Consider the following 17718-nt stretch of genomic DNA (forward strand, 5'->3'; position numbering starts at 1 on the left):
CGCCCCCCCGCCGCGCGCCCCACCCCCCCACGACCCCCCGGTACGCGGGCCACCCGCCCCCACGCCGAGGCACCGCACCGGACGCCACGGCCTGATCCACGAAGACCGGGGAGAGGCCCCCTAGGCACCCCTATCCGGGCGGCCGCCGCGGGTCCGCGCCCGACCGGTAGGGGTACCACGGCTTTTCGGCGCCGATCAGGATTCCCCCATGCCACGAGCCCGTGACGAAGTGCTCCACGCTCGGTTGGCCGCTGAGTACGGGACTCCGCTGTACGTCTACGACCTCGACGACGTCGCCGAAGCGAAGGCGGACCTGTTCTCGTCGCTGCCCGAGGGCGTGGACCTCTACTACGCGTTGAAAGCCAACCCGCACCCCGACCTCGTCCGGACCCTCGGCGAGGACGGACCCGGAGCACCGGGCTGCGGCACGGAGATCAGCTCCACCGGTGAGCTGGCCGCCGTCCTCGCGGCCGGACTGCCCGCGGCCGGCTGCCTGTACACCGGACCCGGCAAGACGGCACACGAACTCGACGAGGCGATCCGGCTCGGCGTCCGCCTGTTCTCCACCGACTCCGTGACCGACGTCCGCCGGCTCGACTCGGTGGCCGCGCGGCGCGGGGTCCGGGCCGGGACCCTGCTGCGCGTCAACGCCGCCTCGGCGACCGCGACCACCAGCATCCGGATGACCGGTACGCCCTCGCAGTTCGGCTTCGACAGCGAGGACCTCGCCGGGGCGCTCGCCGAACTGCGCGGCGGCCCGGCCGGACCGGGCGGCCTGCGAGCGGTGGACGTCACCGGGATGCACTTCTTCCCGCTGAGCAACACCACCGACGAGGACAACCTGATCGGCGAGTTCCGCAACACCCTCGCCACGGCAGCGGAGTTGAGCCGTGTGCACGAGCTGCCGCTGCGGTACCTCGACATCGGCGGCGGGTTCAGCGTCCCCTACGGCGTCCCCGGCGGCCGTACCCGCTACCCCAAGCTGCGCACGGAGCTGGAGGCGGCGCTGGACGTGGAGTTCCCCCACTGGCGGGACGGCTCCCCGCGCATCGCGTTCGAGAGCGGCCGCTACCTGGCCGGCGGTTCCGGCACGCTGCTGGCCACCGTCACCAACGTCAAGGTCAGCCGCGGCCGGAAGTTCGTCATCACCGACGCCGGCATCAACACCTTCGGCGGCATGTCCGGACTCGGCCGGCTGCTGCCGGTCGCGGTCGAACCGGCCGGACCCGGCGAACCCGTGCAACGCGCTTCTCTCGTCGGCCCGTTGTGCACACCGGGCGATGTGCTCGGCCGGGAGATCGAGCTGCCCGAGCTGGCCCCCGGCGACCTGCTGGCGATCCCCAACGCCGGGGCGTACGGCCCCACGGCCAGCCTGCTGATGTTCCTCGGGCGGCCCGCGCCGACCGAGGTCACCGTCCGCGACGGCGCCGTCGTCTCGGCCTCGCGGCTCGTGCACAGCCGTTCGCCGCGATGACCGACCGAACCGAAAGCGAAGCATGCCGATGAGTGGGCCGAAGCTGCCTGAGAACCTCGCCGACCTGACCGGGCTGACCGCTCCGGAGCAGCGGCGCCGGCTGGTCGGACTGGTGCGTGAGGCGGGTGCCGCCGCGCTGCGCCGGATCGCTCCCGGGCAGCCCGGCGGCGAGGACCCCGCGGCCGACGCCGACCTTCCCTTCCGCGAGCAGGGGCTCGACTCGCTGGCCCTGGTCGACCTGCAGGAACGGCTCAGCGCCGCCACCGGCCTCACCATCCCGCCCGCCGTGGCCTTCGACCACCCGACCCCGGCACTGCTGGCCGAGTACCTGCGCGCCGAACTGCTCGGCGCGGCCCCGGCACCCGAGCGCCGGCCGGACCCGGCCGGCCCGGCGACGGGCGCCGGTGACCCCGGCGACCCGATCGCCATCGTCGGCATCGGCTGCCGGTTCCCCGGCGGCGTCACCTGCCCCGAGGACCTCTGGACGCTCGTCGACGAGGGCCGGGACGTCCTCGGCCCGTTCCCGGCCGACCGCGACTGGGCCCTGGACGGGTTCTTCGACCCCGACCCGGACCGCACCGGCACCAGCTACGCGGACCGCGGCGGCTTCCTCGACACCGCCACCCTGTTCGACCCGGAGTTCTTCGGCATCGGCCCCCGTGAGTCCGTCGCCATGGACCCCCAGCAGCGGCTGGTGCTGGAGACGGCCTGGCACGCCCTGGAGGACTCCGGCATCGACCCGATGTCCCTGCGCGGCAGCGACACCGGGGTCTACGTGGGCGCCGAGCCGCACGAGTACGGCGTGCACACCGTGGACGCGCCCGAGGGCCTGGCCGGTCATCTGCTGACCGGCAACGCGCCGAGCGTCATCACCGGGCGCGTCGCCTACACGCTCGGTCTGGAAGGGCCGGCCGTCACCCTCGACACCGCCTGCTCCGGATCGGCCGTCGCGCTGCACCTCGCGGTCCGGGCCCTGCGGCGCGGGGAGTGCTCCCTCGCTCTGGCCGGCGGTGTCGCCGTCATGGGCAGCCCCGGCGTCTTCACGGCGTTCAGCCGGGCGCGGGGGCTCGCCGCGGACGGCAGGGTGAAGGCGTTCGCGGACGCGGCGGACGGCACCGGATTCTCCGAGGGTGTCGCCCTGTTCGTCATGGAACGGCTCTCCGCGGCCCGCCGGCGCGGACACCGGGTGCTGGCTCTGGTGCGGGGCACCGCGGTGAACCAGGACGGCGCCTCGAACGGCCTGACGGCCCCCAGCGGCCCGGCCCAGCGGCGGCTCATCGACCAGGCGCTGGCCGACGCCGGTCTGGCGTCCGCGGACGTCGCCGCGCTGGACGCCCACGGCACGGGAACCCGGCTGGGCGATCCGATCGAGGCGGGCGCGATCCTCGCCACCTACGGCCAGGACCGGCCGGCGGACGAGCCGCTGTGGCTCGGCTCCGTCAAGTCCAACCTCGGGCACACCCAGGCGGCGGCCGGCGCCGCGAGCGTCATCAAGATGGTCATGGCGATGCGGTACGGCCGGCTGCCGCGCTCCCTCCACATCGACGCGCCCTCGGGACACGTCGACTGGTCGGCCGGCGCGGTACGACTGCTGACCGAACCGGTGCCCTGGCCGCGCGGCGACCGTCCCCGCCGGGCCGGCGTCTCGGCGTTCGGCGTCAGCGGCACGAACGCCCACCTCATCCTGGAGGAGGCACCGGACGACGACCGTACGGGTGCGGAGCCCGAGCCCGTCCGGGACGCCGACGCCCCGCCGGCGGCGGAGCCCGGGCTGGTCCGGGACGCCGCCGCTCCCGACGCCCGGCCGGCGGGCCCGGCCGGGGAAGCCGTCCCCGTCGTCGTGTCCGCGCGCGGCGCGGCCGCCCTGCGGGCGCGGGCCGAGCAGCTCGCCGGGATCGCCGCCGACCCCGCCGACCTCGCCTTCTCGCTCGCCACCACCCGTGCCACGCTGGCCGACCGCGCCGTGGTGGTCGCCGCCGGCCGGGCGGAACTCGACAGCGGACTGCGCGCCGTCGCGGCCGGACAACCGGCCCCGCACGTGTTCACCGGCACCGCCGCGCAGGGCGCCCTCGCCTACCTGTTCACCGGCCAGGGAAGCCAGCGCGCCGGGGCCGGACGCGAGCTGTACCGGCGGTACCCGGTGTACGCCGAGGCCCTGGACGAGGCGGCCGCCGAACTCGGCCTGCAACTGGAACGGCCGCTCACCGACGTCCTGTTCGCCGCCCCGGACTCAGGCACGGCCGCGCTGATCGACCGTACCGACTACGCCCAGCCGGCGCTGTTCGCGCTGGAGGTCGCGCAGTTCCGGCTGCTGGAGTCCTGGGGACTGCGGCCCGACGCCCTGGCCGGGCACTCGGTCGGCGAGTTCGCCGCCGCCCACGCGGCCGGTGTCCTGTCCCTGCCCGACGCGGCCCTCCTGGTGGCGGCCCGCGGCCGCCTCATGCGGGACCTTCCCTCGGGCGGCGCCATGACCGCCGTGGAGGCCGCCGAGGACGAGGTCCTGCCCCTGCTGGGCGAACTGACCGGCATCGCCGCCGTCAACGGCGACCGCGCCCTGGTCGTGTCCGGCGCCGGGCCGGAGGTCGCCCGGATCGCCGACCACTTCACCGCCCTCGGCCGGCGGGTGAGACCGCTGCGCGTGTCGCACGCGTTCCACTCGCCGCTCATGGCACCGGTGCTCGCGGAGTTCCGGCGCACCGCCCGCGTCGTCGACTTCCGGCCCGCCCGCATCCCCCTCGTGTCCACCGTGACGGGCCGCCCCGCGACCACCGGCGAACTCTCCGAACCCGGCTACTGGGTACGGCACATCAGCAGTCCCGTGCGGTTCCGCGACGCCGTGCGCGCCCTCACCGGACAGGGCGTCACCACCTTCCTGGAACTGGGCCCCGACGCCGTCCTGTCGGCGATGGGCCCGGCCTGCGTGGCCGACCCGGCGCCGCTCGCCTTCGCCCCGCTGCTGCGCGCCGGCCACGACGAGCCGCGCAGCGTGACGGACGCCGTCGCCACCGCCGTCGCCCGGGGCGCCGACGCCGACTGGACCGCCCTCCTCGCCGGCCGCCGCCCGCGCCGCGTCGCGCTGCCGCCGTACCCCTTCCAGCGGCGCCGGTTCTGGCTCGCGCCGAAGCGGCCCGGGGCGGACGCCGAGGCGCTCGGCCAGAGCACGGTCGACCACCCGATGCTCGGCGCCGCCATCCGGAGCGCCGGCGGCGACGAGACGGTGCTGACCGGCCGTCTCTCGCTGTCCGCGCTGCCCTGGCTGGCCGACCACACGATCGACGGCCTGGCCCTGCTCCCGGGCACCGCCCACCTGGAACTCGCCCTGCGGGCCGGAGCGGAGACGGGCTGCCCCGTGGTCGACGACCTCGCGATGGAGGCGCCGCTGACCGTCCCGGCGATCGGCGCCGTCACCCTCCAGGTCCGGGTGGGAACGCCCGACGGGACCGGCCGGCGCTCCGTGGAGGTGTACTCACGGCCCGAGGAGGCGCCCGTCGGCACGCCCTGGCGGCGCAACGCCGGCGGCACCCTGCGGACGTCCGCCGAGCCGCTGCCGGAGCCCGCCCCGGCCCAGTGGCCGCCGGACGGCGCCACCCCGGTCGACATATCAGCCCTTTACCGCCAACTCGCCGAGCGGGGCTACCAGTACGGGCCCGCGTTCCGGGGGCTGCGTGCCGTGTGGCGGCGCGGTGCCGAGGTGTTCGCCGAGGTCGCCCTGCCCGAGGGCACCGACGCCCCGGGCTTCGCACCGCACCCCGCCCTGCTCGACGCCGCGCTGCACGCGACGGACTTCGCCTGGGGAGACGGTCCCGACGCCCGGCTGCGGCTCCCGTTCGCCTGGAGCGGCGCCCGCGCGACGGCGACCGGGGCGACCTCGGCCCGCGTACGCGTGGTCGCCGAGTCCGACGACCGGGCCGCGCTCTCCCTGTGGGACCCGGCCGGCACGCCGCTCGCGACGATCGCCTCCTACCGGGTGCGCGAGGTCTCCGAGGAGCAGCTCAGGGCCGCGAAGGCCGCCGCCCGCGGGCCGCTGTACCAGGTGGAGTGGACGGCCGTACCCGTGCAGCCCGCCGAGCGCGGGCTGCCCGCCGCCGGGGACGCCGGCGCCCCGGAGCGGCCGGGAGCCGTCGTGCTGGCGGTGGCACCGGCGGCGGAAGCGGGCCCGGACGGGGTACGGGCCGTCACCGGCCGCGTCCTCGACGCCGTGCGCGCCCGTCTCACGGACCCCGCCGCGGCCGACACGGTCCTGGTGGTGGCGACCCGCGGCGCCGTCGCGGCCGCCGAGGGCGACGTCCCGGACCCGGCGCAGGCCGCCGTGTGGGGCCTGGTCCGCTCCGCGCAGGCCGAGCGTCCCGGCCGGCTCGTCCTGGCCGACCTCGACGAATCCCCGGACGCGGCCCGGCTGCTGGCCGCCGCGGTCGCGGGCGGCGAGGCGGAGGTGGCCGTCCGGGCCGGCCGGGTCCTGGTGCCGGGCCTCGCCCCCGTGCGCCCCGCGGATCCCGACGGCACCCGCCCGCTCGACCCGGACGGCACCGTGCTGATCACCGGCGGCACCGGCGGGGTCGGTGCGCATGTCGCGCGGCACCTGGCGAGCGCCCACGGGGTGCGTCATCTGCTGCTGGCCGGCCGGAGCGGCCCGCAGGCTCCGGGCGCCCGGGCCCTGTCGGCCGAACTCGCCGCGCTCGGCGCGGACGCCACGATCGTCGCCTGCGACCTGGCCGACGCCCGGCAGACGGCCGCGCTGCTCGCGGAGATTCCCGCCGACCGGCCGCTCACCGCGGTCTTCCACGCCGCGGGCGTCGTCGACGACTGCCTCGTCACCGACCTCACCGCCGAGCGCCTGGACACCGTGCTGCGGCCCAAGGCCGACGCCGCCTGGCATCTGCACGAACTGACCCGGGACACGGACCTGTCCGCGTTCGTGCTCTTCTCCTCCACCGCCGCCCTCTACGACGCACCCGGCCAGGCCGGATACGCCGCGGCCAACGCCTACCTGGACGCCCTCGCCGGCCACCGCCGGGCCGCCGGACTGCCCGCCGTCTCCCTGGCCTGGGGCCTGTGGACCGGCACCGGCATGGGCGCCGGACTCGACGCCGCCGCGCTGGCTCGTATCCACCGCTCCGGCCTCGCCCCGCTCGACGCCGCCGAGAACCTCGCCCTCCTCGACCTGGCCCTGCTCGGCGCGCCGCCCGCGGCGGTACCGGTACGGATCGACACCCGCGCCCTGCGCGACCGCACCGGAGGCGTACCGCCGCTGCTGCGGAAGCTGGTCGCCACGCCCGCGCGCACCGCCGCCGTGGACGCAGGGGCGTCCGCCGCCCCGGCCGCCCGCGAGATCGCCGCACTGCCCGCCGCCGAGCGTGCCGGCCGACTGCTCGACCTGGTGCGCGGGCACGCGGCCACCGTCCTCGGCCACCAGGACGCGGAGGCCGTCGGCCGTAGCCGGGCCTTCACCGACCTGGGCTTCGACTCGCTGTCGGCCGTGGAACTGCGCAGCCGGCTGCGGGCGGCGACCGGTCTGCCGCTGCCCGCCACCCTCGTCTTCGACTTCCCGACCCCCGACGCGCTGGCCCGCCACCTCGAGGAGTCGTTCACCGGCCTCGCAGGCGAGCCGCCGGCGGCATCGGCGCCGACGCGGCCCGCCGTCCCGGCCGCGACGCCGGACGAGCCGATCGCCATCATCGGGATGGCCTGCCGCTATCCGGGATCCGTCGGCTCCCCCGAGGACCTGTGGCGGCTGCTCGCCGAGGGGACCGACGCCATCGGGCCGTTCCCCACCGACCGAGGCTGGCCGGCCGGCCTCTACGACCCGGACGGCACACGCACGGGAACCAGCGTCACCCGCGAGGGCGGATTCCTGTACGACGCGGCCGAGTTCGACGCCGACTTCTTCGGGATGAGCCCCCGGGAGGCCCGGGCGACGGACCCCCAGCAGCGGCTGCTGCTGGAGGTCGCCTGGGAGACGCTGGAACGCGCGGGCATCGACCCGCACACGCTGCGCGGCAGCGACACCGGTGTCTACGCGGGCGTGATGTACCACGACTGGGGCCTGCGCCTGGGCCCGCTGCCCGAGGAGGTCGCCGGATACCTCGGCAACGGCGGCCTGGCGAGCGTCGTCTCCGGGCGGGTGGCCTACGCCCTCGGCCTGGAGGGCCCGGCCCTCACCGTCGACACCGCCTGCTCCTCCTCGCTGGTCGCGGTGCACCTCGCGGCCCAGGCGCTGCGCGGCGGGGAGTGCGCTCTCGCGCTCGCCGGCGGTGTCACCGTGATGTCGACCGCCGACACCTTCGTCGACATGAGCCGCCAGGGCGGACAGGCCCCGGACGGCCGCTGCAAGTCGTTCGGCGCGGGCGCCGACGGCACCGGCTGGAGCGAGGGTGTCGGCCTGCTGCTGCTGGAGCGGCTGTCCGACGCGCGCGCCAACGGTCACCGGGTGCTGGCGGTCGTCCGCGGTTCGGCGGTCAACCAGGACGGCGCCTCCAACGGGCTCACCGCGCCCAACGGTCCGGCGCAGCAGCGGGTGATCCGGGCCGCGCTCTCGGCCGCGGGGCTGGCCGCGCGCGACGTCGACGTGGTCGAGGGGCACGGCACCGGGACCCGGCTCGGCGACCCGATCGAGGCGCAGGCCCTGCTCGCCACCTACGGCCGGGACCGTGAGCCCGGGGACCCGCTCTGGCTCGGCTCGGTCAAGTCCAACATCGGCCACACGCAGGCGGCCGCCGGGGTCGCCGGGATCATCAAGACGGTACTGGCGATGGAGCACGGCGTGCTGCCCAAGTCGCTGCACGCCGGGACCCGTTCCGACCAGGTCGACTGGTCCGAGGGCGCGGTGGAACTGCTCGCCGAGGCCAGGCCCTGGCCGGGCCGCGGCGGACCCCGGCGGGCCGCGGTGTCCTCGTTCGGTATCAGCGGCACCAACGCCCACGTGATCCTGGAACAGGCCGGGCCGGCGGACGCCCCGGAGCGGCCGGGCACCGGACCGGAACCGGCCACCCGCCGCACCGTCGTGCCCTGGGTGGTCTCCGGCCGTTCCGCCGCGGCGCTGCGCGAACAGGCGGACGGCCTGGCCGCGTTCGCGGCGACGACGGAGCCGGACCTCACCGCGCTGCTCGACGCCGGCGCCGCGCTGGCCACCGGCCGCGCGGCCCTCGAACACCGCGCCGTCGTCCTCGGCACGGACCGGGAGGCCCTGATCCGCGGCCTGGACGCGCTGCCGCTCACCGACACCGTCCGCGACGGCAGGCTGGCCTTCCTGTTCACCGGCCAGGGCGCGCAGCGTCCCGGCATGGGCCGCGAGGCGCACGCGGTCTTCCCCGTCTTCGCCGACGCCCTCGACGAGGCGGTGGCCGCCCTGGACCGGCACCTCCCCCGACCGCTGCGCGACGTGATGTGGGGTGACGACCCGGGCCTCCTGCGGCGCACCGAGTTCGCCCAGCCGGCCCTGTTCGCCGTGGAGACGGCGCTGTTCCGGCTGCTGGCATCCTGGGGGGTGCGCCCCGACCTCCTGCTCGGCCACTCGATCGGTGAACTCACCGCCGCCCACGCGGCCGGCGTCTGGTCGCTCGACGACGCGGCGCGGCTGGTGGCCGCGCGGGGCCGCCTCATGCAGGCGCTCCCGGCGGGCGGCGCGATGGCCGCCGTACGGGCGACCGAGGCGGAGGTCGCGGCCCGCCTCACCCGGAACGTGGGCATCGCGGCGGTCAACGGCCCCTCGTCGACGGTGATTTCCGGTGACGCGACCGAAGTGCGGCGCATCACGGCCGAGTTCGAAGCCCTCGGTGTCGCGACGACCGAACTGCGGGTCAGCCACGCCTTCCACTCGCCCCTGACGGAGCCGATGCTGGAGGCCTTCGGCGAGATCGCCGGCACTCTGACGTACGCCGCCCCGAACCTCGCCCTGATCTCCTCCGTCACCGGCGGGCCCGCGGACCCGGCCGAGCTGTGCACGCCGGACTACTGGGTGCGCCAGGTGCGGGAGACGGTCCGGTTCGCCGACGGGATCGCGGCACTGGCCGGGCGGGGCACCGTCACCGCGCTGGAACTCGGGCCCGACGCGGTGCTCAGCGCGGCCGGCCAGGAGAGCGCGGGCGAGCACGACATCGCGTTCGTCCCCACCCTGCGCCGGACCGGCGGCGAGGAGGCGTCGCTCGTCGCCGGGCTCGGACGGGTGCACGCCCGCGGCGGCCGGGTCGACTGGGCGGCCTTCTTCGAGGGACACGGGACGCGCCGACCGGACCTGCCGACCTACGCGTTCCAGCGCCGCCGCTACTGGCTCGACCCGGTCCGGACCCCGGGCGACCCCGGCGCGGCGGGCCAGGACGCCGTCGGCCACCCGATGCTGACCGCCGCCGTCGCCGTACCGGAGACGGACACCGTGGTGTTCACCGGCAGGCTGTCCGCCACCGACCCGTCCTGGATCGCCGGCCACGACGTGCTCGGCGGCGTCCTGCTCCCGGGCACCGCCTTCGTGGAACTCGCGCTGCGGGCCGGTGAGCACGTCGGCCGGGAACGGATCGAGGAGCTGACGCTGGAACGGCCGCTGCCGCTGCCGGCCGGCGTGCTGCTGCGGGTGAGCGTGGGCGCCGCCGCGGACGACGGATCGCGCACCGTCGCCGTGCACTCCCGGCCCGAGGGCTCCGACGACGGCACCTGGGTCCGCCACGCCACCGGCGTCCTCGCGGCCCGCGCCGAGGCGGACGAGGGGCACGAGGCGTTCGCCGCCCTCGCCGCCTGGCCGCCGCCGCACGCCGTCGAGCTGCCCGTCGCCGACGCCTACGACCGCCTCCTCGCCCGGGGGTACGACTACGGGTCCGCGTTCCAGGGCCTGCGCCGCGCCTGGCGCTCCGGCGACGACGTCTTCGCCGAGGTCGAACTGCCCGCCGAGGCCGCCGCCGGGGCCGCCGCGTACCGGCTGCACCCCGCGCTGCTGGACGCCGCGATGCACGCCGACCTGGTCGCCGACGGCGGGGACGGCCCGACCCTCCTGCCGTTCTCCTGGAACGGGGTCACCCTCGCGTCCGCCGGCCGCGGCGCCCTGCGCGTACTGCTGCGCCGGCTGCGGGGCGAGGAGGAGACGGAGATCGCCGCCACCGACGCCGAGGGCCATCCGGTGCTGCACGTCCGTTCGCTCACCAGCCGCGCGGTACGCCCCGACCAGCTCGCGCCGCGCACCGGCGGCTCGCCGTACCGGCTCGACTGGGTCCCGGCCGACGGCCCGAGGGGCACGGTCCCGCGCCACGAGGTGTGGACCGTCCCGGCCGCCCCCGGCGACGGTTCCGTGCCGCTGGCCGCCGCGGTGCTCACCGCCCGGACCCTGGCCCGGCTGCGGTCCTGGCTCACCGACGACAGCACCGCCGGCACCCTGCTCGTGGTGCGCACGGCGCGCGCGGTCGCGGCCCGGCCCGGCGACACCGTCGACGTCACCCAGGCCCCGGTCTGGGGCCTGGTACGCGCCGCACAGGCCGAACACCCCGGCCGCATCGTGCTCGTCGACGACGACGGCGCGACCCCGGGCCCGGGCACGGACCGGGACGCCGCCTTCGACCCGTCGGTGCTCGCGCTCGGCGAGCCCGAGAGCGCGGTCCGCGAGGGTACCGTCCTCGTCCCCCGCCTCGTTCCGGTGGCGCCGCCCGCCCCGGCCGGGGACCACGCCGGCGCCTGGCGCGGCACGGTCCTGATCACCGGTGGGCTCGGCGGCATCGGCGGTCTCCTCGCCCGGCACCTGGTCCGCCGGCACGGCGTCCGGCACCTGGTCCTCACCGGCCGCCGCGGGCCCGCCACGCCCGGCGCGGCCGAACTGCGGGCCGAACTCGAAGCGCTCGGCGCGGACGTCACCCTGGCGGCCTGCGACGTCACCGACCGGACGCGGCTCGCCGCGGTGCTCGCCGCCGTCCCCGCAAAGCGGCCGCTCACCGCGGTGATCCACGCCGCCGGGGTCGCCGACCACGCGCTGAGCACCGACCTCACCGAGGAGCGCCTCACGGCCGTGCTGCGGCCGAAGACCGAGGGCGCCTGGCATCTGCACGAACTCACCCGCGACCTGGACCTGAAGGCGTTCGTGCTGCTCTCCTCGGCCGGCGGCACGGCGCTGGCCGCCGGCCAGGGCAACTACGCGGCGGCCAACGTCTTCCTCGACGCGCTCGCCGCCCACCGCCGCGCCGAGGGCCTGACCTCGCTGTCGCTCGGCTACGGCATGTGGGCCGCCGACACCGGGCTCGGCGCGGTCACCGACGCCGACCTGGAACGCATGGCCCGGCTCGGGCTGCCCGCGCTCGACCCGGACGACGCCCGCACCCTCTTCGACGCCGCCCTCGGCCTCGACGAGCCGCACGTCACCGTGCTCCGCACCGACCGCCACGCCCTCGCCGCACGCGGCGACCGGCTCCCGGCGGTGCTCCGCGCCCTGGTACCGCGCCGCGGCGCCGCCTCCCGGCGAGCGGAAGGCGCCGCACGGTTCACCGGGCTCGCCGGTCCCGAACGGCGGCGCGCGCTCCTGGAGGAGGTGCGCGGCATCCTGGCCGCCGTCCTCGGCCACACGGACGGCGACGGCATCGACCCGGACCGCCCGCTGCGCGACCTCGGCGTGGACTCCCTGGCGGCGGTCGAACTGCGCAACGCCCTCGGCGCGGCGACCGGCACCCGGCTGCCGGCGACCCTGGTGTTCGACCACCCGACCGTCCGGGCCGTCGCGGCGTTCCTCGACGAAGGCCTCCCGGCCACGCCGGGACCCGCCGCGGCCGCCGAGCCGCCGGCCCCGCGGACCCCGGCCGCCACGGCGTTGCCCGGCACCCCCCGGCCCGGGCAACGCCCGGAGCACACCGACGACCCGATCGCGATCGTCGGCATCGGCTGCCGGTTCCCCGGAGACGTACGGGGTGCCGAGGACCTGTGGCGGCTCGTCGCCGAGGGACGCGACGCGATCGGCGACTTCCCGGTGGACCGGGGCTGGGACACCGAGGCGATCTACGACCCCGAGCCGGGCGTTCCGGGCCGGACCTACGTACGGCGGGGCGGATTCCTCCACGACGCCGCCGACTTCGACCCCGAGTTCTTCGGCATCATGCCGCGCGAGGCCGTCGCCATGGACCCGCAGCAGCGCCTGCTGCTGGAGACCACCTGGGAGGCGTTCGAGGACGCCGGCATCGACCCGCACACGCTGCGCGGCAGCCGCACCGGCGTGTACGTCGGCATCATGTACGCCGAGTACGGCCGCCGCCCCGGCACCGCCCCCGACGACCTGGCCGGCTACCTCGGCAACGGCAGCGCGGGCAGCATCGCCTCCGGACGCGTCTCGTACTGCCTCGGTCTGGAGGGCCCGGCCGTCACCGTGGACACGGCGTGCTCGTCCTCGCTGGTCGCCCTGCACACCGCCGTCCAGGCGCTGCGCGCCGGGGAGACCGCCCTCGCGGTGGCCGGCGGCGTCACCGTGATGCCGACCCCCGAGATCTTCGTCGACTTCAGCCGGCAGCGGGGCCTGTCCCCGGACGGCCGGTGCCGGGCCTTCTCCGACGCGGCCGACGGCACCGGCTGGAGCGAGGGTGTCGGCCTGCTCGTACTGGAGCGGCTGTCCGACGCGCGCGCCAACGGTCACCGGGTGCTGGCGGTCGTCCGCGGTTCGGCGGTCAACCAGGACGGCGCCTCCAACGGGCTCACCGCGCCCAACGGTCCGGCGCAGCAGCGGGTGATCCGGGCCGCGCTCTCGGCCGCGGGGCTGGCCGCGCGCGACGTCGACGTGGTCGAGGGGCACGGCACCGGGACCCGGCTCGGCGACCCGATCGAGGCGCAGGCCCTGCTCGCCACCTACGGCCAGGACCGCACACCGGGACGGCCGCTGTGGCTCGGCTCGGTCAAGTCCAACATCGGCCACGCGCAGGCGGCCGCGGGGGTCAGCGGTGTCATCAAGATGGTGATGGCGCTGCGCCACCGTGAACTGCCCAGAACCCTGCACGCGGAGGAGCCCAGCCGCCAGGTGGACTGGACCGAGGGCGACGTCCGCCTGCTCACCGTGGCACGGCCCTGGGAGGCGGACGGGCCCCGCCGGGCCGCGGTCTCCTCGTTCGGACTCAGCGGCACCAACGCCCACGTGATCCTGGAGGAGGCGCCCGAGAGCCCCGCGGCGACCGCCGAGCGGACCCCGCCGGCCCCGGTGCCGCTGCTGCTGTCCGCCGCCTCGGCACGTCAACTCGGCGCTCAGGCGGCTCGATTGCGGACCCTGCTGGTCACCGGGCCGGAGCCGCGGACGGACGACGTCGGGTACGCGCTGGCCACGACGCGTGCCGCGCTCGGGCACCGTGCGGCGATCCTCGCGGCCGACCGCGACGAGGCGCTGCGCGCCCTCGCCGCACTCGCGGCCGAGGACGCGCCGGACCCGGCCGTGCCGGTCCACCGCCGGGTCGCCGACACCGACGGACAGACGGCCTTCCTCTTCTCCGGCCAGGGCTGCCAGCACCCCGGTATGGGACTCGAACTGGCCGCCGCCCAGCCCGTGTTCGCCGCCGCCCACGCCGAGGTGTGCGACCTGCTGGATCCGCTGCTGGAGCGTCCGCTGCGGGACGTCGTCGCCGATCCGGACGCCACCGAGCTGAACCGGACGGTGTACACGCAGACCGCCCTGTTCGCCCACGAGGTCGCCCTGTACCGGCTGCTGGAGTCCTGGGGCCTCCGGCCCGACATGGTCGCCGGGCACTCGGTCGGCGAGCTGGCCGCGGCGCACGTCGCCGGCGTGCTGTCGCTGCCCGACGCCTGCCGCCTGGTCGCCGCGCGCGGCCGGCTGATGCAGGCGCTGGAGCCGGGCGGCGCCATGGCCGCGATCCGGGCGGCCGAGGAGGACGTCCGCCCCCATCTCACCCCGGGCGTCCGCGTCGCCGCCGTCAACAGCCCGACCGCGACGGTGGTCTCCGGCACCGAGGCCGAAGTGCTGGCCCTCGCCGCCCGCTTCCCGCAGGCCACCCGGCTGAACGTCTCGCACGCCTTCCACTCGCCGCTCATGGAACCGATGCTGGACGAGTTCCGCGTGGTGGCCAAGGGCGTCGACCTCGCCGAGCCGGCCCTCCCGCTCGTTTCGACGGTCACCGGCCGGCTCGCGGCCCCCGGTGAACTCACCTCGCCGGACTACTGGGTGCGGCAGGTCCGGGACACCGTCCGCTTCGCCGACGCCGTACGCGCGATGGCCGGGCAAGGAGCGTCACGCTTCCTGGAGCTGGGGCCGGACGCGGTGCTCGCCCCGCTGACCACGGCCACCCTGGACGGCCGGCGACCGCTCGCGGTGGCCGCCGCCCGCCGGGGCGCCGACGAGGCGCGCACCCTGACCGAGAGCCTCGCGCTGCTGCACACCGACGGTGCCGCGGTCGACTGGCGGGCCGTGCTGGCCGGCACCGGCGCGCGCCGGGTCGACCTGCCCACCTACGCCTTCGAGGCCCGCAGGTTCTGGTTCGACCCCGAACCGGTCCTCGCCGGCGCCGCCGCGCACGGCCAGGACGACGCCGGGCACCGGCTGCTCACCGCGGTGGTCGCCGCGCCGGAGACCGGGGGAGTCACCCTGACCGGCCGGCTGTCGCACGCGGCGCAGCCCTGGCTGGCCGACCACGACGTGCTCGGCACCGTGATGCTCCCCGGCACCGCCTACGTGGAACTCGCGGTGCGCGCCGGGGAGGAGGCCGGCTGCCCGGTCGTGGAGGAGCTGACCATCGAGGCCGTGCTGCCGGTACCGGAGCGGGGCGCGGTCGCGATCCAGGCCGTGGTCGGCGGTGCCGACGAGCAGGACCGCCGCTCCCTCGCCGTGTACTCCCGGCAGGAGGGAGCCGGTCCGGACGTGCCGTGGACCCGGCACGCCACCGGAGTCCTCGCACCCGCCGGGGCCCCGGCGCCCCCGGTCCCCGCCGCCGGGCCCGCCGCCTGGCCGCCGGCGGGCGCCGAGGAGGTCGACATCACCGACGTCTACGACTACCTGACCGGCCAGGGCTACCACTACGGCCCCACGTTCCGTGGGCTGCGCGGCATCTGGCGCCGGGGCCGGGAGGTGTTCGCCGAGGTGGCGCTCCCGGACGAGGCGGCCGGCGAGGCGGCCGAGTACCGCGTCCACCCCGCGCTGCTGGACGCCTCGCTCAGTGCCACCGACTTCCTCGGCGACCGCAGGCCGCAGGACGTCGGCGCGACGATGCTGCCGTTCGCCTGGACCGGGGTGAGCGTGCACTCCCGCGGCGCCTCCCGGCTCAGGGTGCGCATCGACTGGGCCGGGGCCGGCGCCCAGGCCGGTTCGGACGCCGTACGGCTGGAACTCTCCGACGTCGAGGGGCGGCCGGTGGCGACCGTGGAGTCGCTCGTCGTCCGCGCCGTCACGCCCGAGCGGGTCGCCGCCGCGGCCGCCGCCCTGTCGGGCGCGCGTATGCGGGACACCGTGTTCCGGGTGGGCTGGGACTCGCTGCCGCTCGGCACCGCGAGCGCGGACACCCACGGCTGGGCCGTACTGCGCCCACCGGGCGGCGTCGCCTTCGAACTCCCCGAAGTCCCCGTCCACACCGGGCTTCCCGCTCTCCAGGCACATCTGGAGGCCGGCGCGCCGGTGCCCCCGGCGACGGTGTTCGCGTGCCCCGCCGGACCGCCGGCCCACGACGACGAGGTACCGGCGGCCACCGGCGCACTGCTGCGCTCCGTGCTGGACCTGCTGCGCGCCTGGCTGGCCGACGACCGGTTCGCCGGGTCCCGCCTGGTGGTCGTCACCCGGTCCGCCGTCGACACCGACGGCGTCGATCCGGCGCACGCGGCGGTGTGGGGGCTGGTCCGCGCCGCGCAGGCCGAGCACCCCGGCCGGATCGTGCTGGCCGATCTGTCCGGCCACCGGTTCCCGCCCGCCCTGCTCGCCGCCGGCGAGGCCGAACTCGCCGTGCGCGGCGCCGACATCAAGGTGCCGCGGCTGACCCCGGTGCCCGCCTCGGCCCCCGAACGGTTGTCGGCCTGGGACCCGGACGGCACGGTCCTGGTCACCGGCGGCACGACCGGGCTCGGCGCCGTCGTCGCCCGGCACCTGGTGACCGCCCACGGCGTCAGGCACCTGCTGCTGGTCAGCCGGCGCGGTGCGGCGGCCCCGGGAGCGCGGGAGCTGGCCGCTTCGCTGACCGGGCTGGGCGCCACCGTCGAGACGGCCGCGTGCGACATCGCCGACCGGGCCGCACTGGCCGCCGTGCTCGCGGCGGTCCCCGCCGACCGCCCGCTGCGCGGCGTGGTGCACGCCGCCGGGGTGATGGACAACGCCACCCTCGGCGACCTCACCGCGGACCGGCTCGACCGCGTCCTGCGGCCGAAGGCCGCCGGCGGCTGGAACCTGCACGCCCTCACCCGGGATCTGGACCTGACGGCGTTCGTGCTCTTCTCCTCGGTGTCGGGGCTCGCCGTCGCCGCGGGGCAGGCCAACTACGCCGCCGCCAACCGCTTCCTGGACGCGCTCGCCGCCCACCGCCGCGCCACCGGCCGGCCCGCGACCTCGCTGTCCTTCGGACTGTGGACCGTCCGGACCGGCCTGGGCCGTGCCTCGGGCCTGCCGGACCCGGCCGAGGCCGAACGCGACGAGCGGCGGATGGCCGCCGCCGGAATGCCGCCGTTCTCCGAGGCCGAGGGGCTGGCCATGTTCGACGAGGCGGTCGCGCTCGACCAGCCGGCCCTGGTGCCGCTGCGCGTCGACACCGACCGCCTGGCCGGGCTCGACGGCGACCTGCTCGCCCCGGTGCTGCGCGGCCTCGCCGTGCGCTCGGGCCCCGCGCGGCGCGTCACGGCGCGCACCACGGGCGGCGGCACACCGACGGCCGTCCACCGGCAGGGCGCCGACGCCGCCCTGCGCCGGCGCCTCGCGGAACTGCCCGCCGAGGAGGCCCTGGCGACGCTGGTCGACCTGGTCTGCGCCCAGGCGGCCGCCGTGCGCCACGGTGACGCCGGGGACGTCGACCCCGACCGCGGGTTCACCGACATGGGCCTGGACTCCCTGGCCGCCATCGAACTGCGCAACGCCCTGCAGTCCGCCACCGGGATCCGGCTGCCCGCGACCCTGATGTTCGACCACCCCAACCCGCGCTCGCTGGCCGGTCTGCTGGCCGAGGAGTTCGGGCTGACACCGGATCCACAGGGGACGGCGGGTGAGGACGACACGGACGCCGAGGTGGCGCGGACCGTCATGGCACTCAGCATCGACGACCTGGTCCGGGCCGCGCTCGGCGACCAGCAGGACCAGTAGACGGTTACGGGGCCCTGGCCGGAGCGTG

Annotated in this window: 2 protein-coding genes; both read left to right on the forward strand. The window is 77.0% G+C overall.

The features are described 5' to 3' along the window. Positions 1 to 208: 208 nt before the first annotated feature. Complete coding sequence (locus ACWCPN_RS32675) at positions 209 to 1474, forward strand: type III PLP-dependent enzyme (RefSeq protein WP_451213721.1); 1266 nt, start codon at positions 209 to 211, stop codon at positions 1472 to 1474. 28 nt (positions 1475 to 1502) lie between these two features. Then, positions 1503 to 17690 carry an SDR family NAD(P)-dependent oxidoreductase gene (locus ACWCPN_RS32680; RefSeq protein WP_451213724.1) on the forward strand — a complete coding sequence of 5396 codons (16188 nt, stop codon included), beginning with the start codon at positions 1503 to 1505 and terminating at the stop codon, positions 17688 to 17690. The last annotated feature ends 28 nt before the right edge of the window (positions 17691 to 17718 follow it).

Source organism: Streptomyces sp. NPDC002386 (assembly GCF_053593175.1).